This is a genomic window from Agrilactobacillus composti DSM 18527 = JCM 14202, from assembly GCF_001436375.1.
Taxonomy (GTDB): Bacteria; Bacillota; Bacilli; order Lactobacillales; family Lactobacillaceae; genus Agrilactobacillus; species Agrilactobacillus composti.
In genome coordinates, this window is the sequence record NZ_AZGA01000084.1 from 1 (window position 1) to 19,787 (window position 19,787).

18 protein-coding genes and 1 riboswitch are annotated in these 19,787 nt (G+C 43.9%); of the genes, 14 read left to right on the plus strand and 4 right to left on the minus strand.

The window, feature by feature from the left end:
* Positions 1-92: 92 nt before the first annotated feature.
* A riboswitch (TPP riboswitch) is annotated at positions 93-181 on the plus strand.
* Between the two features lie 63 nt (positions 182-244).
* The gene (gene tenA / locus FC83_RS13525) at positions 245-964 is read left to right on the plus strand and encodes a thiaminase II (protein ID WP_035452271.1); all 720 of its coding nucleotides are present in this window, start codon (positions 245-247) and stop codon (positions 962-964) included.
* 304 nt (positions 965-1,268) lie between these two features.
* On the opposite strand, the gene FC83_RS13530 is transcribed toward tenA, so the two are convergent.
* The 3 genes from FC83_RS13530 to FC83_RS13540 all read right to left on the minus strand — a co-directional run bounded on the left by FC83_RS13530 (position 1,269) and on the right by FC83_RS13540 (position 3,166).
* The gene (locus tag FC83_RS13530; RefSeq protein WP_035452269.1) at positions 1,269-1,562 is read right to left on the minus strand and encodes a hypothetical protein; all 294 of its coding nucleotides are present in this window, start codon (positions 1,560-1,562) and stop codon (positions 1,269-1,271) included.
* Between the two features lie 344 nt (positions 1,563-1,906).
* Positions 1,907-2,098, minus strand: coding sequence for a hypothetical protein (locus FC83_RS13535; RefSeq protein WP_057002882.1), 192 nt, complete (start codon positions 2,096-2,098; stop codon positions 1,907-1,909).
* Positions 2,099-2,203: 105 nt separating this feature from the next.
* A complete protein-coding gene (locus tag FC83_RS13540) occupies positions 2,204-3,166 on the minus strand; it encodes an alpha/beta hydrolase (RefSeq protein ID WP_052004580.1) in 963 nt (320 codons plus the stop codon).
* A 252-nt stretch (positions 3,167-3,418) separates the two neighbouring features.
* Here FC83_RS13540 and FC83_RS13545 point away from each other — a divergent pair, with 252 nt between their 5' ends.
* From FC83_RS13545 to hemH, 13 genes are all read left to right on the plus strand, one after another.
* Entirely contained in the window at positions 3,419-4,828 is a 1,410-nt protein-coding gene (locus FC83_RS13545; RefSeq protein ID WP_052004579.1) for an MFS transporter, read from the plus strand.
* Between the two features lie 47 nt (positions 4,829-4,875).
* Positions 4,876-5,904, plus strand: coding sequence for a zinc-binding alcohol dehydrogenase family protein (locus FC83_RS13550; RefSeq protein WP_035452267.1), 1,029 nt, complete (start codon positions 4,876-4,878; stop codon positions 5,902-5,904).
* 82 nt (positions 5,905-5,986) lie between these two features.
* A complete protein-coding gene (locus FC83_RS13555) occupies positions 5,987-7,198 on the plus strand; it encodes an acetate/propionate family kinase (protein ID WP_052004578.1) in 1,212 nt (403 codons plus the stop codon).
* Between the two features lie 153 nt (positions 7,199-7,351).
* Positions 7,352-9,007, plus strand: coding sequence for a glycoside hydrolase family 13 protein (locus tag FC83_RS13560; RefSeq protein WP_035452264.1), 1,656 nt, complete (start codon positions 7,352-7,354; stop codon positions 9,005-9,007).
* A 123-nt stretch (positions 9,008-9,130) separates the two neighbouring features.
* Positions 9,131-9,757: a GntR family transcriptional regulator gene (locus FC83_RS13565; protein WP_035452262.1), complete on the plus strand. Its 627-nt coding sequence runs from the start codon at positions 9,131-9,133 to the stop codon at positions 9,755-9,757.
* Between the two features lie 248 nt (positions 9,758-10,005).
* On the plus strand, positions 10,006-11,208 hold the full coding sequence (locus FC83_RS13570; RefSeq protein WP_162260671.1) for a quaternary amine ABC transporter ATP-binding protein: 1,203 nt from the start codon (positions 10,006-10,008) through the stop codon (positions 11,206-11,208).
* The gene (locus tag FC83_RS13575) at positions 11,201-12,946 is read left to right on the plus strand and encodes an ABC transporter permease/substrate binding protein (protein WP_035452259.1); all 1,746 of its coding nucleotides are present in this window, start codon (positions 11,201-11,203) and stop codon (positions 12,944-12,946) included. Before FC83_RS13570 ends, FC83_RS13575 begins: the two co-directional genes overlap by 8 nt.
* Positions 12,947-13,101: 155 nt before the next feature.
* Positions 13,102-13,965 carry a DegV family protein gene (locus FC83_RS13580; protein WP_035452257.1) on the plus strand — a complete coding sequence of 288 codons (864 nt, stop codon included), beginning with the start codon at positions 13,102-13,104 and terminating at the stop codon, positions 13,963-13,965.
* Between the two features lie 19 nt (positions 13,966-13,984).
* A complete protein-coding gene (locus FC83_RS13585; RefSeq protein ID WP_235184254.1) occupies positions 13,985-14,515 on the plus strand; it encodes a DUF1836 domain-containing protein in 531 nt (176 codons plus the stop codon).
* A 247-nt stretch (positions 14,516-14,762) separates the two neighbouring features.
* A complete protein-coding gene (locus tag FC83_RS13590) occupies positions 14,763-15,527 on the plus strand; it encodes a (Fe-S)-binding protein (RefSeq protein WP_035452253.1) in 765 nt (254 codons plus the stop codon).
* A gap of 23 nt (positions 15,528-15,550) precedes the next feature.
* Positions 15,551-17,044: a LutB/LldF family L-lactate oxidation iron-sulfur protein gene (locus FC83_RS13595; RefSeq protein ID WP_057002884.1), complete on the plus strand. Its 1,494-nt coding sequence runs from the start codon at positions 15,551-15,553 to the stop codon at positions 17,042-17,044.
* Between the two features lie 14 nt (positions 17,045-17,058).
* Positions 17,059-17,772, plus strand: coding sequence for a LutC/YkgG family protein (locus FC83_RS13600; RefSeq protein ID WP_057002885.1), 714 nt, complete (start codon positions 17,059-17,061; stop codon positions 17,770-17,772).
* A 133-nt stretch (positions 17,773-17,905) separates the two neighbouring features.
* Positions 17,906-18,880 (plus strand): ferrochelatase, encoded by a 975-nt coding sequence (gene hemH / locus FC83_RS13605; RefSeq protein ID WP_236700845.1) that lies wholly within the window; start codon positions 17,906-17,908, stop codon positions 18,878-18,880.
* Here the strand turns inward: hemH and FC83_RS13610 are convergent.
* Positions 18,863-19,777, minus strand: coding sequence for a 1,4-dihydroxy-2-naphthoate polyprenyltransferase (locus FC83_RS13610; protein ID WP_035452247.1), 915 nt, complete (start codon positions 19,775-19,777; stop codon positions 18,863-18,865). The two genes, hemH and FC83_RS13610, sit on opposite strands and share 18 nt — an antisense overlap.
* Positions 19,778-19,787: the final 10 nt, after the last annotated feature.

The window sequence follows — 19,787 nt, forward strand, 5'->3', positions numbered from 1 at the left end:
TTTTTGCGTGATCTGCGTTACTAAATTTGTTCAAGTTATTTCTTGCAATCTGCCAATTATAAAAATATGTGATACATTAAGGTCATTCAAATATGAATCACTAGGGGTGCCTTGAGCTGAGATTATACCCGTAGAACCTGATTTGGTTAAGACCAACGTAGGAAAGTGATTGTACCATCAACTTTTTTTCGGACGTCTTCCTTTGATTCGATTTGAAACTACAAATCAAAAGGGAGCTTTTTTTATGTTATTTTCTGAAGAATTAAAACAAAATGCCACACCAATTTTAAGTGCCATCGAAGATCATCCTTTTGTCCAAGGTATTGCCACTGGGACCTTGCCAAAAGAGGCGCTGACCTTTTATGTGGGCCAGGATTTTAATTATTTAAATGCCTTCATCAAGGTTTATGCGGCAGCTGTGGAAAAATGTCGCGATCGCTCGGACATGGCGATTTTTAACGAACAAATTAACTTTATTTTAAATAGTGAAATTCATCCCCACCACGTCTTTTGTAACGTGGCCGGGGTGCCTTACGAAAGCCTGCAACATGCAGTGCAGGCACCCATGACGTATTTGTATAACGAGCATATGTATAACGCCGCCCGCACGGGAGATTTGATCGATATCGTGGCCGCTATGTTGCCGTGTCCTTGGACTTATTTTGAAATTGCCAATAAATTGATCGCCGAAGGTAAAAACAACGACGCCAATGTCTTCAAAGATTGGATCGATTTCTACGGTTCCATTGCCGATGATACCGATGCCAACTTATCGGATCGTTTCTTTGCCTTGATTGATCGGGAAGCAGCCAATTATAACGCCGCGCGCTTGGCCGTTATCGAACGGCGCTTTATGCGCAGCTGTGAATTAGAATGGGATTTCTGGGAACAAGCTTACCGCCAACAAGACTGGCAATTTACCCCCGCTAAAAACCTGCGCCAAGACCAAGTCATCCAACACTAAAGCCCTAGGCTAGTTAGGCCAACCTAGCTAGCCCAGTGGGTGAGGTCGATCTACTGGGATGTCTAGGTTCACGCCGACATCAAAAAAATCTATTGCACCAGATTATCAACTTCATATTTTGCCATGCAATTCCCTATACGAATAACCCCGTCCATGACCAGCGGGGTTATTTTTTTATGTCCAGCCTACCCCAGAAACCAACTTAAGACTTAAATTCGTCCTGTAAAACAACAGTAAGTTTTGAGACAGTCTGTTATTTTGATACAAAAAAAGAGGTCCAACTAGACCTCTGATAATTTCGTTTCTAATTTTTGCTTAAATCGCCTATTTTTTGGATACTTTTACCTTTGGCAAATTCATAAATGAAATAAAAGAAATAGCTGACTAACCATTGAGATCCTAAAAATAACCAGTGATTTGTGGTCCAAGGCAGATTAGCCAAGGTGAAGAAGGTGAGCAACAAGCCATAAATAACAGGCACGACTTTGGCGGTGCGGGATGAGACTTGTTTGTACCCTAAAATGTATTGTAAAAGCAAAATCGTTGGAATGCCAAGTAGAACCGCGACAATTAATAATTCTTGTCCAAGCATCGCCATTTGTGCCACCTCCATTAGAATATTTTTAATTTAATATCATATTAATGGATTTATGAATACTTGTCAAACTCCTGATACCACGGCAATACAGCATTTTCAAAATGATTATTAATTATCAGAGTGATTATTTTCTATTAAAATATGAGAATTAGTCTCATAAAGAGTTATGTAAATGAGGATTTATGTGATGTTACCGGACTTTTCTTAGTGTTGAAAAGTTATCTTAAAACAAATAAAGGCCCGAATGCATGAGGTGCGCATTCAGGCTTTTAGGAACCAGATTTCATTGACTGTGAAGCTGAGTCAGATGAGGACATGGTTTTTTCACTCCTATTCAATTGTTTTTAGGCGCCAATGGCTAAAATCTTGTTCATTTGTTCGTAATCCATCCCCATTTCATTGAGGGTCAGTAGTGTACGCTTCAAATCTTGATATTGGTCTTCGGTGTACTGCCGGTCGTCAATTTCAATATCAAAGTGATCACATATGGTGTAAAGCTCTTGGCTTAAACGGTGCTCAATATCTTGCTTTGTCATAGCAATGTCACCTCCTTATGTAGGTACATTCTAACATGAATCTCTCATAAATCACAACATTTTTATAATATTTGCCAAAATTTTTGAGAATCATGAAATGTTAGCTTAGTTCACAGAGGTTTCATTTAATAACGGTGTTTCGCTGACAGCTTCGGTCACCACGGCATCATTGAATAAAAAGTTATTGATAATAAATAAGACTTTAGGGTTATCATGCATGACGGAGTGCTCGCCATCCAGGCCATGAACTTCGATTTCATGATAGACGGCAGCCGTGTCCCGTAGCAGGTAATTAACCGATTTAGCGGAGTTGACGGTGATGTATTTGTCGCTGTTGAACCCAGTATCGGTATTGCCATAAATATTTAATACTTTGGCATTTTTAGGAAAATCTTTTTTATGGAAAAACCAATATAAATAATGGGGGTTCATTAATAAGGGCCGTCCGGAAACGGTCAAGGGATTTAAATTAGGGATATCCCCTAGGGCGATGACCCCATTAAAGGGACCTGCTACTAAAATTACTTTATTTAAAGTGGGAAATTTCGGATCATCATGATTTTCCAACAGACAGTTTAAAAGGGCAGTGGCGCCCACAGAATGACCCACGGCGTTAAATTTTACAAAGCCAAAACGTTTTTTCAAGGTGGGCAACACTAATTCCAACCAGCGGGAATGCATGCGCATGCTGGCGATATTTTCTTCAAAAATGATTTGCACGATAGGATTGTCATTATCTGTCCAAGTGCCTTGATAGCGAATTCGGCCGCGCCAGTCTACGATGACCCGCAAAAAGTCAGCTTGGTGGGTGAATTCAATGGCCGACTCTACCATTTTTTCAGTAGTAGTCAAGCCGCCCCGAAAACCATGGACAAAAATAGTGGGGATTTGTTGGGCATGATTGGGTAAGGTGTGGGGCGTGACTTTAGATAGGTCCAACCCCTGAACAAGTTTTTTAGGCAACAGACTGTACGTCAAAGCAGCCGCAATGTAAAAGAGGGCCTTGATCTTCCCCTTAAAGCCACGCATGGCGGTTGTTTGAATGATTGAATCCGGTTTTGCTTTCAAAAGTCTGCACCTCTTCTTCGTCAATAAAGCTATTTATCTACTATAACATATTCACTCACGTGTATTTAACAAATTATTAGAGGAATTATTAATAATAATTCTTATTTACATCTTTGGGGTTAGGGGTATCATAGAATAGGCACCATAATTATTAGCAGGCCATGTTACATCAAACAACGCTGAGGCAACCCTTAGCTTGTTCGGCATTGAACAGCTGCTTGATGTGCTATGGCCTGCTTGGGAGGCATTCTTTTGAACACACAAAGCACCACTGCCAAAAGTTCTGGCAAACGCAATTTATTCATCTTCACCTTGTTATTGGGTACCTTTAGCATGTCCATCAGTCAATCATCACTATCCACGGCATACCCCACGTTGATGCGGACCTTTAATGTCACCGCGGATACCGTCCAGTGGCTGACTACTGGTTTCATGCTGGTGATGAGTATTCTCATTCCGGTGAGTCCCTGGTTGTTGCATAATATCCCCTTTAAGCGGTTATTTCAAGGCATTATTGCCATTTTTTTCATCGGGACTTTATTTTGCATCTTGGCACCTAACTTTCCCATGCTGCTCATTGGCCGAATTCTAGAAGCCATTGCGGTGGGGATCATCTTTCCTAGCTATCAAACCGTATTATTGACCATTACGCCCAAGAAACAGCGGGGAGGTACCATGGGCTTAGCCGGCTTGGTCATGGGCAGTGCCCTAGCGGTAGGCCCGATTATTTCCGGGGTCTTGCTGCAGTTTTTCAGTTGGCAAGGACTGTTTATTTTATTCTTGATCATGATGGTGATCACCTTTGTTTTGTCCCTAGGCGCCATTAAAGATGTGATGACTCTAGAAAAAAGCAGCATTGATGGCCTGTCCGTTGTTTTAGCTGCCGGTTTTCCCGGGGTGTTATGGGTTTTGACGGAGTTTGTCCACGGCGGCTTTCATAGTTGGCTGGCCTGGGTGATCCTCGTGGCCAGTATTATTGGCATGGTTTGGTTTGTTGGCCGCCAATTACGCGCCAGTAAGCCGTTATTACAATTAAAAGTCTTTGCTTCCAAAATTTATACCATGTCCGTGTTCTTAACAGGTATTTCTTATATTGCTTTAATTGTTACCACCATTATCATGCCGCTTTACTTCCAACAAGTTTTACATATCTCACCATTAATGTCTGGGCTTTCCTTGGTGCCCGCAGCGGTGGTGCTGAGCTTGTTAAATCCGATTTCTGGTCGCTTATTGGATAAAGTCGGCGGGACGTTTGTCATTCGAATTGGGATGTGCTTGATCATCGTGGGGATGGGGCTAATGGCTTTATTTGCCAATGCCCAACTCTTGGGGATCGCCATTTTAGCAGCAATCATTACGGAAAGTGGCAATGCTTTTGTCATGATGCCGGCTGTCACGTGGGGCGCTAATGCATTGACGAAAGATTTATTAGCTGATGCCACAGCGGTTACCACCACGGTTCGGCAAATTTTAGGGTCCTTAGGGGTCATGGTAGCCACAGAAATTTTGACCGTCGTGACACAACTGCATCAAGCAACTGCGGGGGCAGCTGGGGCTCAGTTATTAGGTTTTCGCGTCACCTTCATCGTCTTTATGCTTGTGGGGGTTTTAGGGCTCTTGTTGACGCTGACCATGGGGCATTTATCTAAAACCCAAGCATAGATGTTATAATTTGGACATTGACAACGTTATTTGAGGAGGTTTTTGTGATGACACTACCAACTACAACCAAAGCCATTGGTTTTTACGAGGGGTTTGAATTAAAGGGTGATCAGCCCGGTTTTCAAGATCTAGTTTTACCTATGCCGGTCTTAAAAGCACAAGATTTATTGGTCCAGGTCCAAGCCGTGTCCGTGAACCCAGTGGACACTAAGCAACGTCAGACCCAAGTTAAAACAACTAAACCGCGGATTTTAGGTTTTGATGGCGTGGGCCAAGTCGTGGCCAAAGGTGAAGCGGTGGCTGACTTTGCCCTAGGGGACATGGTTTATTACGCTGGCACGACGAAACGGCCTGGCTCAAATATGGCCTACCAAGCCATTGATAGCCGCCTGGTGGCTGAAAAACCCACGACGTTAGATGTCAATGCCAGCGCAGCGCTACCTTTGACCAGTTTGACGGCTTGGGAGTTACTTTTTGAAAAGTTAGGCTTTACCCCAGCACCTGGGGCCAATCAGGGTCAAAAGATCCTAGTGGTCAATGGCGCTGGTGGTGTGGGTTCTATGTTGATGCAATTGGCCAAGTGGAGTGGCCTGCGGGTTTACGCCACTGCCAGTAATCAAAATTTTGATTGGCTGATGCAATATGGCGCCGATGTGACTTTGGATTATCACCAAAACATTGCCGAACAATTACGGGCAGTGGATATTGTCAATGTGGACGGCATTGCGATTTTGTATAATCCCACCAACTACTTCCAAATGGCCGCCGATCTGATCAAACCCTTCGGCCATATTGCCTCATTGGTAGACGTTCAAACGCTGCCCATTGGCTTATTAAAGCCTAAATCCGCCAGCTTTGATTGGGAGTTCATGTTTACCAAGTCCGATTATAATGTGAATATGGCTAGCCAAGGACGAATCCTGCAACAAGTGGCGCAATTGGTAGACCAAGGTGTACTTAAATCCACTTTGCGGGAAGTTATTCCGGGTATTAACGCCCAGACCCTGACCCAGGCACACCGTCAGATTGAAGGGGGCCATACCAAAGGTAAGATTGTCCTCTCTGGGGAATTTTAGGGAAAACTATTAGTGAATACGCTACCAATTACTGTTATAATAGAATTCGATACTTTTTGATACTTGATTTGGAGGAATTATTATGGTAAAAGTAATGGCTGTCAACGCCGGCAGTTCCACATTAAAATGGCAATTGTTCGATATGCCATCTGAAACAAAAATCGCCGGGGGGATGATTGACCGTTTGGGTCATGAAAATGCCAGATTTATCGCTGAATATGGCGATGGGCAGAAATTTGAAAAACAAGAAGCCATTACCACCAATGAATTGGCAGCGGCTAAAATTTTGACCCGTTTAAAGGAATTAGGGATCGTTCAACATTTGGAAGAAATCCAAGGCGTCGGCCATCGGGTCGTCGCTGGTGGAGAACTCTTTAAGGGTTCGACCCGGGTGACCCCTCAGGTAATTGATCAAATCAATCAATTGACGGAATATGCCCCTTTGCATAATCCGATTCAAGCCTATTATATTAATGTATTCACCGAATTATTGCCCCATGCCACACAGGTTGCCGTTTTTGACACCGCCTTTTTCAGCACCTTGGAACCAGAAGATTACTTGTATAGTGTGGATTTAGACTACTACAAGCAATTTAGAGCCCGCAAATATGGGGCCCATGGGACCAGTCACCGTTATGTAGCGGCTAGAGCGGCAGAATTAATGGGTAAACCCCTAGAAGATTTGAAATTGATCACCCTGCATTTAGGCAGTGGCGCTTCCATTTCTGCTATTGACGGCGGCAAAGCTATTGATACGTCCATGGGCTTCACCCCACTAGCTGGGATCACCATGGGGACGCGTTCTGGGGATATCGATCCTTCTTTGATTCCATTTTTGATGAAGAAATTAGGCCTGACTGACATCAACGATTTTATTGATATCTTAAACAGTAAATCCGGTCTGTTGGGTATTTCGGGCTTGTCCGCTGATATGCGGGACTTAGAAGACACTGAAGCTACCAATGAACGTTCGGCTTTGGCTTTGAAGATTTTTGTCAACCGGGTTGTGAAATACGTTGGGGCATATGTGGCGCGCCTCGGAGGCGTAGATGGCATCGTCTTCACTGCCGGCAGTGGTGAAAATGGGATTGATTTACGCCAACGCATTGGGGACCAACTTAGTGCTTTCGGGGTTCAAATTGATCCAGAACGGAATCACGTTCGGGGTAAAGAACGCCTGATCAGCCCTGACGACGCAAGCGTCCAGGCCTTTGTGATCCCAACCAACGAAGAATTAATGATCAGTCGGGACACATATCATTTACATCAAGAAGATTTGGAAAAACAACGCTAATATTTCGCCCAATTGTCCTGTGAAAAAACAACGATTGGTTAAAAATAAGGCTAGGGCCACATTAAATTTGTGGTACTAGCCTTATTTTGGTATATTGCATGGTAGAATAACAATATATTTTATGTGCAAACAAATGCTTATGGAGGGTTTATTTTGGCAAGACATTGGTGGCAAGAAGCCGTCGTATATCAAATATATCCCCGGAGTTTTCAAGATTCTAATCAAGATGGGATTGGGGATTTACAAGGGATCATTAGGCACTTAGACTATTTAAAAAAATTAGGCGTGGATATTTTGTGGTTAAATCCAATCTATGCCTCACCTAATGATGACAATGGGTATGATATCAGTAATTATCAACAGATCATGAGCGATTTTGGCACCATGGCTGACTTTGACGAATTACTCAAGCAGGCCCATGTTCGAGGATTGAAGATCATGATGGATTTAGTGGTGAACCACACCTCTGATGAACACCATTGGTTTGTGGAAAGCCGTAAATCCGCTGATAATCCTTATCGGGACTATTATATTTGGCGCGATCCGGTGGCCGGCCACGCCCCGAATGACTGGCAGTCGGCTTTTTCAGGGTCAGCTTGGCAGCTGGATCGCCAGTCAGGCCAGTATTATCTGCATATTTTTTCGAAAAAACAAGTGGATCTAAACTGGCGCAATAGCGACGTGCGGCAAAGTATTTTCAAGATGATGAATTGGTGGGTGGACAAGGGGATCGATGGCTTTCGCATGGATGTCATTAACTTGATTGCCAAACCCCAAGATTTCACCAGTACGGCTACCAGTGCCATTAGCGCTGTAGCCAATGGCGAACATGTCCATGAATATCTCCGGGAAATGAATGATGCCGTTTTATCCAAGGCCGATTTAATGACCGTGGGGGAGACACCAGACGTGACCCCACTGGATGGTATCAAGTATGCGGGCTTTGATCGCCATGAATTAAACATGATTTTCCAATTTGAACACATGGGGGTGGATTTAGACCCGGAATTAGGCCGCTTTAAAACCCATCCCTTTAAGTTGTCCACCCTCAAGGCAATCATGAGCAAATGGCAGACGCAATTGGGGCAAAAGGCCTGGAATGCCTTATATTGGAATAACCATGATCAACCCCGGGTGGTTTCTAGATTTGGGGATGACCGCCCAGCTTATCGGGTACTCGCCGCGAAGATGTTGGGCCTGGTCCTTCATTATCAACAAGGCACGCCCTATATTTATCAAGGCGAAGAAATTGGGATGACCAATGCCTATAATTTTAAAACCATCGATGATTATCAAGATATCGAAGCGTTGAATGGCTATCAGGACTTGGTGTCCACCAAGCACGTGTTGACCCCAGAACAAGCCATCACAGCTTTACAGGCCCAAAGTCGTGATAATGCCCGCACCCCAATGCAATGGGATGCCACGGCTAATGCCGGTTTCACGGCGGCTGGTATCACGCCGTGGTTGGGGCTAAATGACAACTATCAAACCATCAATGTAGCTCAAGCTTTGGCGGATAAAAAATCGATTTTTTATTGCTATCAGCGTATGAATCAATTACGCCGCCAGTATCCGATTATTATTTATGGGGATTATCAGCTCTTAGATCCTGAAGATGAACAAGTTTGGGCCTATCAACGCCATTTTGAAGGGCAAACCTTGCTGGTGGTAGCCAATTTCACGACCCAAACTTTAATTAGAACCTTTTCAAGTGATTTGGCCCAAGCCAAATTATTGCAAAGTAACTATGAAGATGATGCCAAAACCACCTTGCGGCCTTATGAAGCCAAGGTTTATCTTTATTAAGTGATATAGATTGAAAACAGTGACGCACAAGCAAATTTTCAAAATTGTGACGAACTGTTTTTTCATTTTATGAAATAATAGGTATAATACTAGTTAAAAGTAAAACTTGGAGGTTTAAAAATTATGTCTGGGATCAAACAAAATCAATTAGCGCGCTATCAACAAATTGCATTGGACATTGCCAGCCGGATCATTAACCAGGAGTACCCTATTGGCACAAAGATTCACGCTCGTTCTACGATTGCCAATACATATCAGGTATCGCCTGAAACTGCCCGGAAGGCTATCAAGATGTTGGGAGATCTAAAAATTGTTGAAGCCAAACGGGGCAGTGGTTTTTACGTGTCCTCCATCGAAAACGCCGGAAACTTCCTGGATCAATTTAGTAATGTTAAAACCTTAAAGGATTTAAAAAATGATATTCAAAACATCATGGCCCGCCAAGCTGAGGATTACCGGCAATTAGCCGAGTTAATGAATCAATTTGTGGACCAGACCCAACGGTTTAATTCAGTTAGCCCCCTGGTGCCTTTCCAATATGAAATTGGGGCTAAGAGTCCGCATTTAAATAAGTCCATTGGTGAATTACAATTGTGGCAAAATACCACCGCTACGATTGTCGCCGTGCGCCAAGGTGGGCAATTGAAAGTTTCACCAGGCCCTTACGCCGTTTTAAATGCCGGCGATACCATTTTCTTTGTGGGGGCGGAAACTTCCTTACAACAAGTGCAAAGTTTCTTTGCCGGCTGAGCACTTTTTCTCGTAAAAAGCAGCAAACAAAATTAATCTTAAAAATTATTTTTGTTTTTCAAAAGTGACCACATGATTCATGACTAGTGTTGGTATAATAAGGATTTGTGGTGTTTATTTCATGAAAGTGGCCGGCAAATGGGCCATAAATGACATGCCGTAGATTTGACAAAGTGCCAATACACATATAATATGATTAAGTCACTTTCGCACGAATGTTTTTTATCCAAGAAAGGGAGGCTATTAATTTGCCAATCGTTAACGTAGAACATTTATCCAAGATATTCGGCAAGCGGGTTAAACCTGCTTTAAGTATGATTCGGGCTAAAAAGTCCAAAACTGAAATTTTAAAAGCAACTGGGGCCACTGTTGGGGTCTATGATGCCAATTTCACCGTTGAAAAGGGTGAAATATTCGTCATCATGGGCTTGTCCGGTAGTGGGAAGTCCACCTTGATCCGCTTGATCAATCGCTTGATCACGCCCACCACAGGATCCATTTACATTGATGGGGATGACATCGCCAAGATGGACAAGGAAGCTTTGATCAAAGCGCGGCGGGATAAAATGAGCATGGTGTTTCAAAACTTTGCCCTATTCCCCAATCGCACGATTTTAGACAACACCGCTTATGGGTTGGAAATCAAAAAAGTTCCTAAAGAAGAACGGGAAGCTAAAGCCAAGGCGGTTTTAGAAGATATGGGCTTAACAGCATTTATCGACCAGTATCCTGACCAACTTTCTGGGGGGATGCAACAGCGGGTGGGCTTAGCCCGGGCACTGACTAACGATCCAGAAGTACTGCTCATGGACGAAGCTTTCTCAGCGCTAGATCCCTTGATTCGCCATGAAATGCAAGACGAATTATTGGACCTACAAGCCCGTTTGAAAAAAACCATTATCTTTATTACCCATGATTTAAACGAAGCTTTACGCATTGGTGATCGTATTTTGATCATGAAAGACGGTCAAGTCATGCAAGTGGGCACGGGTGAAGAAATCCTGACCCATCCTAGCAATGACTATGTCCGCACCTTTACCCGGGATGTGGATTTTTCTAAGGTCCTCACCGCCCAAAATATTATGATTCCAGCCTTTACCATTAATTTGGACAAAGAAGGACCTAATATTGCCCTGCGGCGCATGCGCCATGAAGAGGTCAGTATGTTAGTGGCTGTGGATAGTCAACGCCACCTCAAGGGTGTGATCAATGCCGAGGATGCTGTAGAAGCTCGGAAACAAAATAAACCATTGACGGACTTCATTGATATGAAGATCCCCACCATTCAAAAAGATACTTTGGTCAATGATATTTTCAAAGTTATCAACAATTCCCCAACACCAGTAGTTGTTACTGAAAATGATCGGGTCGTGGGTGTCGTGATCCGAGGTAGTGTCATTGATGCCTTGACGGAAGATGAAGAAGAGGAGGCCAACGCTGATAATGAATAGTTTATGGTTAACCGCTAAATTACCGGTGGCCGATTGGGTTGAAAAAATTACCGATTGGCTCACCAACAACTGGGCTGGCTTATTCAATGTATTACAAGTCATCGGTCAAAAACTGATGAATGGCATTACCAATGGCTTAGTGGCCGTGCCACCCTTTGTGTTTATTATTATTTTGACCTTGGCCGCGTTTGTGATTTCTAAAAAGCGCTGGGGTTTGACGTTATTTACCTTGATTGGGCTGTTATATATCTATAACCAAGGCCTGTGGCAGGACTTGATGAACACCTTGACTTTGGTGCTTTTATCTAGTGTTTTGTCCATCATCATCGGGGTACCTACGGGCATCTGGATGGCTAAAAGTGATAAGGCTAAAGCCGTCATCACCCCTATCTTAGATTTCATGCAGACCATGCCCGGTTTTGTTTACTTGATTCCAGCTGTTGCCTTCTTTGGCATTGGGATCGTACCTGGTTTGTTTGCGTCAATCATCTTTGCCCTGCCACCAACAGTGCGGATGACCAACTTAGGGATCCGCGATGTGCCTAAGGACTTAACTGAAGCCGCAGATTCCTTTGGGAGTACTGGTTGGCAGAAATTAACAAAAGTCGAATTACCTCTTGCCAAGGGGACCATTATGGCAGGAATCAACCAAACCACTATGTTAGCTTTATCCATGGTTGTCATCGCCTCTATGATCGGTGCACCTGGTCTTGGGCGCGGTGTGTTACAAGCCTTACAACGGGCGCAAGTCGGTGTGGGATTTGTCAATGGGTTAGCACTAGTGGTCTTAGCGATTATTATTGATCGCTTTACCCAATATTTGAATCAGCCAAAGGCTAACCGGAAACCCATGACCGCTAAAGAGAAGAAAACCCATCGGCAAAAATGGTTTGCTGGTATCGTGGCAGCTGTCGTGGTCTTGGTGGGTAGTGGCTTGATCAATACCCACACCAATCAAGCGGCCCAAACTAAAGGGACCGTGAACTTGGCCTATATTAACTGGGATAGCGAAGTAGCCTCCACCAATGTGATTGCCCAAGCCTTGCGCCAAAAGGGCTATACTGTGGATCTAACCCCACTGGACAATGCAGTCGCCTGGGAGTCTGTGGCGAAGGGACAATCCGATGCCATGGTCAGTGCTTGGTTACCGAATACCCATAAGGCCCAATATAATAAATACAAAAAAGATTTAGTGAATTTAGGGCCAAATCTTGCCGGTGCCAAAGTTGGGTTTGTCGTACCTAAATACATGACCAATGTGAATTCAATGACTGATTTAACCGACCAAGCCAATAAAACCATTACCGGGATCGAACCCGGTGCTGGGGAAATGGCAGCCGCTGAAACGACCTTGAAGACTTATCCAAACTTAAAGGGCTGGAAATTATCCGCTTCTTCTTCAGGAGCCATGACGGCCGCTTTAAGTAAGGCTTATGCGGCTAAACAACCCATTGTGGTCACCGGCTGGTCACCCCATTGGATGTTTAGCAAGTACTATTTGAAATACCTCAAAGATCCCAAGGGGACCATGGGTAAGAGTGAGAATATCAATACCATGGTCCGCAAAGGCTTGAAACAAGATCAACCAGAAGCTTACAAGATCTTGGATAACTTCCATTGGACAACGAAAGATATGGAATCCGTTATGTTAAAAATCAATAAGGGTGAAAAACCCCAACAAGCGGCCAAAGATTGGATCAAAGCCAATCAAAGTCGTGTCAATGCTTGGTTTAAATAACCCTACATTTCAAAGAATGGTCAATCACCCTGGTGGTGGTTGGCCTTTTTGAGTGGTTTCAGATGTTTAATAGATATTAAAACTAATTAAGTAGTTTCAAAAACTATGTTATGTGTTACAATGTCTATGTTATATATTTGAAAGGCGGCTTGATCATGACCGAAAAGATTGCATTGCTGGTAGATTCAGCATCTGACGTGCCTAAAGAAACTCTGGCGAAACATAAAAATATTGCCATCGTCCCGGAGACGATCGCTTTTGGTGATAAGATTTATCGAGATAGTGTGGACATTACACCGGATCAATTTTATCGTAAGTTACAAACAGCACCGGAATTGCCCAAATCGGCCTGTCCTGGCTTAGGCGCGGTTCAAACAGCCCTTGAGGATTTAGCAGCCCATGGCTATACTAATGTGATAGGGATCACTATTTCTAGCGGTTTATCAGCTGCTTACAATGTATTTTGCCAAGCGGCGGATAATGTGAATAGTCTGCAAACCACCATTATCGATACTAAAAATATTGGTATCGGCAGCGGCTTATTTGCGGTCTATGCCCAAGAGTTGATCGATCAGCAACTGCCTTACGCCACCATCGTGGCGCGCTTGCAAGCCGGCGTGGCCCCTAGTCGGATCTACTTTTACATCCCCACATTGAAGTACTTACAAGCTGGGGGCCGCATTGGCAAGGTGGCAGGTCTATTAGGGTCGATTTTGCGGATCAAGCCAGTGATTTCTTGTAATCCCGATGGTATTTATTACCCGTTATTTAAAGCCCGTTCCGAACCAAAAGCTATCGCTAAGATGATCGATTTAGCCGTAGCCCAGGTTAAGGCCCACCCCAATACCCGAATTGCCGTGGCAGAAGGGGATAACAAGCCATTACTGCAAAAAATTGTGGCTAGTTTGAAACAACGCTTACCGGCAATGACCAAAATTTACATTGGTAGTATTTCCCCAGTCCTTGGGGTCCATACTGGGCCGGGATTGGTAGGGATGGCTATTCAAGTAGGACAATAACAATAAGGACGTGATATGGTTGACACAACAAGCTTTAAAATTACCATTATGGGCGGACTTACCAGCGTTTGACTTACACTTAGATCAGCTGTTATTGCTGGTCAATGAGTATGTGGCACCAATCAGCGGTGAGGTCGTGACGAAGACCATGTTGCATAATTATTTTAAGCTCAAAATTATCGTACCCCCGGTGAAAAAACGATATGGCCGGGTACAATTGGCTGGCGCTATCGTGGTGGCGTTATTGAAAAGTGTTTTTGCCTTAGGTGAAATCAAACAAGGTTTTGACGTGGTCGCAAAAGGCCATGCGCCACAAAAGGCTTATGATAACTTTGCCGAAATCTTTAATCGCCAAACCTCTGCTAATACCCAACAAGTTGCACCGCATATTAGTGCCACGTCTAAAGACGTGGTAGATCAGTTGACCCAAGTCCAATATGCGGCGGTGCAGGCCGTGTTATACTGGTTAGCTGCCAAGTCACAGTTACATGATTTGGTAGTGCCAGCCAAAGCTGCGCAAGATAAAAACGACCAACGACCGGATGTGTAAGGTCGTTTTTTATTGGCCAAATTTTTAAAATAATTCTAAATAACAACTTAGGGGAATCCCTACATTTTGAGCATCATAAACTGACAATAGGCGTTAAATCCTGATATCATTGGGTTTTAACCGTTTTCATGAAAACCCTTATCAGTTTTTAAAAGGCTGTCGTCTGCGCTACAATTGAAGTTATAAATATTGCACTCATTCTTAGATTGTTTTTATAAATTGTCTCAGGTGACTAGGAGGTATTCGGATGAAAGTTGTTATTTTTTCAACCTGTGTGGTTGATTTAGAGTTCCCAAATGTGGGGATCGCGATGACTGAGGTTTTAGAACGCTTTGGCTGTGATTGCTATTTGCCGAAGGATCAGATTTGCTGTGGCCAGCCCACTTTTAATAGTGGTTATGCCAAAGGTACTCAGCGGGCATTTCGTAACCAAATCGACGCCTTGTTAAGCGTCGATGCGGATTATATTGTGGGCCCTGCTGGTTCTTGTGTGGCCATGATTCGGGAATTTCCTGAATTCATGAAAGATGATCCCCAATATGCAGACAAAGCAAGAGAAGTTGCCGCTAAGACTTTCGAATTCTCCCAATTTCTATGGCGGGTACTAGGGGTTGAAAATGCTGGGGCCGAACTTGATGGCCGGGCAACTTACCACCGGTCTTGCCATATGACGCGGCTGTTAGGTGAATCTGAATCACCTTATGCCTTGTTAGCCCATGTGAAGGGCTTGGAAATGATTCCTTTGGAAAATGCCCATGATTGCTGTGGCTTCGGGGGGACTTTCTCAGCGAAAGAACCAGAAATCTCCAGACAAATGGTGGATGCCAAAGTGGGCCATATCGTGGATACTGGTGCTGAAATTTTAATCAGCTGCGACCCAGGGTGTTTGATGAATATTGGGGGCCGGTTTAATCGCTTAGGCAAACCCATTAAGATCATGCACATCGCTGAAGTTCTCAACAGTAATGTGGATGAAAGCCGGATCAGCTACTTAAAACAAATGCCAGTTTAGCAACAAAGGAGGAAAACTGAATTATGGGAATTCAAACAAGTGATAAACCCTTATTAGAACGGGTCAAAGAATCTGAACAAGATAAATTCATGCAAGCCTCTGTTGCAAAGTCTCAAGATGCCCAACACATTAAACGTGAAGACTCACGGGCACTCTTAGGCAACTGGGAACAATGGCGAGAATTAGGTGAACAAATCCGCCAACGGGCGTTGAAATATTTACCAGATTACTTGGAACAGTTTAGTGATAATGTCGAAAAGAATGGCGGGGATGTCTTCTTTGCGGCCACTGAAGAAGAGGCTGTAGACTATATTCAAAAAGTCGTTAAAGAAACTGGCGCCAAACGTATCGTGAAATCCAAATCCATGGTGACTACAGAAATTGATTTAGACAAGCGGCTGTTGGCCATGAATCAGGGTCTCCAATTGATGGAAACCGACTTGGCGGAATTTATTTTACAAGAAGATGACTGGGCCGAGCCTACCCATATCGTGTTCCCAGCGCTGAGTAAAAATCGGGATCAAGTGCGGGAAATCTTTATGAAACTGGGCTATGAAGGGGATAATGATCCCATGCACTTGGCCAGATTCGCCCGGAAATATCTCCGGGAATATTTCCTGAAATCTGATCTAGGAATTACTGGCTGTAACTTTGCCGTAGCTGATAATGGTATGATCAATTTAGTTACCAACGAAGGGAATGCCGATTTAACCATGGCGATCCCTAAGACGCAAATCGTCGTCATGGGGATGGAACGGATCGTCCCAACCATGAATGATGCGGAAATTTTAGATAATATGCTGTGCCGGAGTGCCGTGGGGCAAAAATTAACCAGTTATGTGACCTTTGAAAAAGGCCAAGTCGCCGGTGAAACCGATGGCCCAGAACATTTTCACGTGGTCATTGTGGATAATAACCGCTCCCGGGCTTTGGGTTCTGAATTCCAGTCTATTTTGCAATGTATCCGGTGTGGGGCTTGTATGAATGTTTGCCCAGTTTACCGGCACATTGGCGGGCACGGTTATGGTTCGATTTATCCTGGACCATTGGGTGCCGTATTATCCCCAATTTTGGGGGGCTATCAAGCCTTTCAAGAATTACCATATGCTTCTAGTTTGTGTGGCGCTTGTACAGAGGTTTGTCCGGTTAAAATTCCATTGCATAAATTATTGATTGAACACCGCCGGATCATCACGGATCAACGGCATATGCAACACGGTCTGAACAACTTGATGATGGAGGCCATTGGCATTGGGACTGGGTTCCCATGGTTATTTAGAACGGCTGTCCGCTTTGGCCATTTAGGTTTGAAACCATTGGCCAGCAAGGGAGAAGTTCACGCTGAAAACTTTATTAAACCAGAAGGCTCTGTTAAAGGCGGCCCTGGTTTAGTCGGCGGTTGGGCGGATGTGCGGGACTTGCCACTGCCACCTAAGAACAAGGATAGCTTTAGACAGTGGTTTGCCAAACATAAGGAAAACCAACCTAAACCCGGCGACCAAAAGGCCAATCAATAAGGAGGGCATCGTCCATGACGATTTATAATCGAGAAGCGTTTTTAGACCACTTGTCAGAACGTTTAGGCACACCTAGACATCAAGTGGATAAAGAACCATTTATTCACCGGAATCAGTTGCCTGAGGAAACTTTGGCAGATTTATCCAGTGATGAATTATTAGACTTAGCTAAGAGTACCAGTGAAGCCTTACATGTTACTTTTCAAGTGACCGATCAAACGGCGTTGCCAGCAGTCCTAGATGAATATTTGAAACGGATCGGGGCCGGGCAGTTGATTTTACCCACGGAACCAGATCAAGTGGCTGACTATAATTTACAAGGCTGGATTGATACGGTGGCCAAAGAACGAACGGTCAAATACTGGGATCCAAAGGCTGACCGGGATACGAATTTGACAACTTCCCAAGATTCCATGGTGGCCATTGGTTTTGGGGATTATCTGCTGGCTGAATCAGGGACGATCACGGTGCCAACAACACCAGGTCAAGGGCGGGCCTTTAATTTCTTGCCAACTCATTACTTGAGCATTGTGAAACGTAGCCATATCTTACCTAGATCTACCCAAGTGACTAAGATCTATGATGACAAGATCAAATCTGGTGAGTTAGTCACTTCAAATATCAACTATATTTCCGGTCCATCTAACTCTGGGGATATCGAGATGGTCTTGATCGTCGGTGTCCATGGGCCGTTAGATATGACGTATGTGGTCGTCAACGACCGTTAGAAAAACATTTCAATGAGACTTGTGGCGAATTTTTGGCTGCAGGTCTCTTTTGATTGTAGCGGACCGGTTATTTTGTGATATTCAGGTTTTTCGGTATAATTGGTTCATTGGATAGATGCAGGAGGCAGTTTTTTTGAAGAAATCTGGGGTACTTTTGATTAATTTGGGCACACCAAAAAGCGCGGCACCAAAAGATGTCCGCCAATTTTTAAGTCACTTTTTAAGTGATCCACGGGTGATTGATATGCCCCGAGCTTTTTGGTGGTTGATATTACATGGGATGATTCTACCCTTTCGACCCAAACATTCCGCTAAGATGTATGCACAAATTTGGGATCCTGAGCTGGGGGGTTCGCCGTTGTTATATTATACCCAGCAGGTGACTAAGAAGCTTCAGGCAGGCCTGCTTGGCTATGATGTGCGTTTTGCCATGAGCTATTCACAACCGAATATTGCGCAGGTTTTGCAGGATTTTAATGACCAAGGCATTGAAGATTTGACCATCGTGCCCATGTATCCGCAGTTCTCTACCACGACGGTGGGCTCGGTGTATGATGCGGTGGCCCAATTTTATTTAAAAAAAGCCCACATCCCGCATCTGCATATCATTACAGATTTTTATCAGGATGCGCGCTATATTCAAGTCTTAGCCAATACGATTCAACAAGCTTTAGATGCCCATCCCCAGGCGGATGAGTTATTATTTTCCTATCATGGCATTCCTCAGCGCTATGTGGCTGAGAAAAAAGATCCATACTTTGAACAATGTCATATCACCACCGAAATGACCATGGAACGTTTGGATCATGCGATTGCTTACGAGATGACCTTCCAGTCCAAATTTGGGCCGGGCGCGTGGTTAACACCAGCTACCCAAGAAACGGTGGTCAAACTGGCGCAAAATGGGGCTAAAGAGCTATTAGTGGTGACCCCAAGCTTCACAGCTGATTGCCTAGAGACGTTGTATGAAATCGATACGGAAAATCGCCACTATTTCTTAGATGCTGGCGGCAGCGAATTTCATTTTATTGCACCATTAAATGATAACGATGAATTTGTTGATTTCTTGGCACAATTGGTTCGGGAAAACTCAGCGGCCCAAGGGTAACAATAACCCTAAACCAAAGGAAACCACTAAAGCTAAGGTAGACACGAATAGATTCTTCACGGCAAAAATAAAGGTTTCTTTTTTGACTTGTTTGGCCAATAGTTTTTGGGTATTTTTGACAATAATTGGGATGGTCAACAGGGTCAACAGACTTAAAAGTGGGAGCACATTTAAAATGACGGCTAGAACTAAGCTGGCATAGCCGAGGATTTCTAAGCCCACATAAAATTTCAGGCTATTGGGAACGCCAATATAGTAAACAATCGTTTTACGACCCAATTGAATATCTTCTTGCGCATCGCAGAAGTTATTGGCCAACAATAAACTGGCAATCATGGTCATGGCTAAGCCTGACGCTAAAAGGACTGGCCAGACAAAGGCCCAGTTAAAGGTGATTTGATCATACACATTAATATATACAGCAATTAACGTGATCATAAAGCCCATGGTGAAGCCCGAAAAAAACTCCCCAAAAGGTGTCCCAGAGATGGGGCGGGGACCAGCGGCATAAAACCAGCCCACCAAAAAACACCAAGCCCCCATGACTAAGAGGGGCCAACCAACGTTGGCCACGATAATCAAGCCAATTAAACCTGAACTGACCATCATTAAAATGGTCATCCAAGCAATTTTTTTAGGATTTAAGTGATTGACGCCAATAATATTGGTTTTCCGGCGAAAATCTTGGGCGTGGGTGGCCCGGGTATAGTCTTGATAATTATCATGGGCATCCACGGCCATATTAAAGACAAACATCGCAATGAAAAATAAAATCAAGAAAACGGGATGGATGCTGCGATAATGGTACCAAGCAAAAAAGGTACCTAGCAAAAATGGGAAAATACTAGCGGTTTTAGCTTTTATTTCGACTAATTCTAAAAAGACGCTTAAAGTCACGAAAAAACAT

Bases quoted from the DNA above. Each gene is read 5' to 3' on its own strand.
- tenA (WP_035452271.1), top strand. From the start codon at position 245: ATGTTATTTTCTGAAGAATTAAAACAAAATGCCACACCAATTTTAAGT.
- FC83_RS13530 (WP_035452269.1), bottom strand. From the start codon at position 1,562: ATGGCGATGCTTGGACAAGAATTATTAATTGTCGCGGTTCTACTTGGC.
- FC83_RS13535 (WP_057002882.1), bottom strand. From the start codon at position 2,098: ATGACAAAGCAAGATATTGAGCACCGTTTAAGCCAAGAGCTTTACACC.
- FC83_RS13550 (WP_035452267.1), top strand. From the start codon at position 4,876: ATGACACTACCAACTACAACCAAAGCCATTGGTTTTTACGAGGGGTTT.
- FC83_RS13555 (WP_052004578.1), top strand. From the start codon at position 5,987: ATGGTAAAAGTAATGGCTGTCAACGCCGGCAGTTCCACATTAAAATGG.
- FC83_RS13565 (WP_035452262.1), top strand. From the start codon at position 9,131: ATGTCTGGGATCAAACAAAATCAATTAGCGCGCTATCAACAAATTGCA.
- FC83_RS13575 (WP_035452259.1), top strand. From the start codon at position 11,201: ATGAATAGTTTATGGTTAACCGCTAAATTACCGGTGGCCGATTGGGTT.
- FC83_RS13580 (WP_035452257.1), top strand. From the start codon at position 13,102: ATGACCGAAAAGATTGCATTGCTGGTAGATTCAGCATCTGACGTGCCT.
- FC83_RS13590 (WP_035452253.1), top strand. From the start codon at position 14,763: ATGAAAGTTGTTATTTTTTCAACCTGTGTGGTTGATTTAGAGTTCCCA.
- FC83_RS13595 (WP_057002884.1), top strand. From the start codon at position 15,551: ATGGGAATTCAAACAAGTGATAAACCCTTATTAGAACGGGTCAAAGAA.
- FC83_RS13600 (WP_057002885.1), top strand. From the start codon at position 17,059: ATGACGATTTATAATCGAGAAGCGTTTTTAGACCACTTGTCAGAACGT.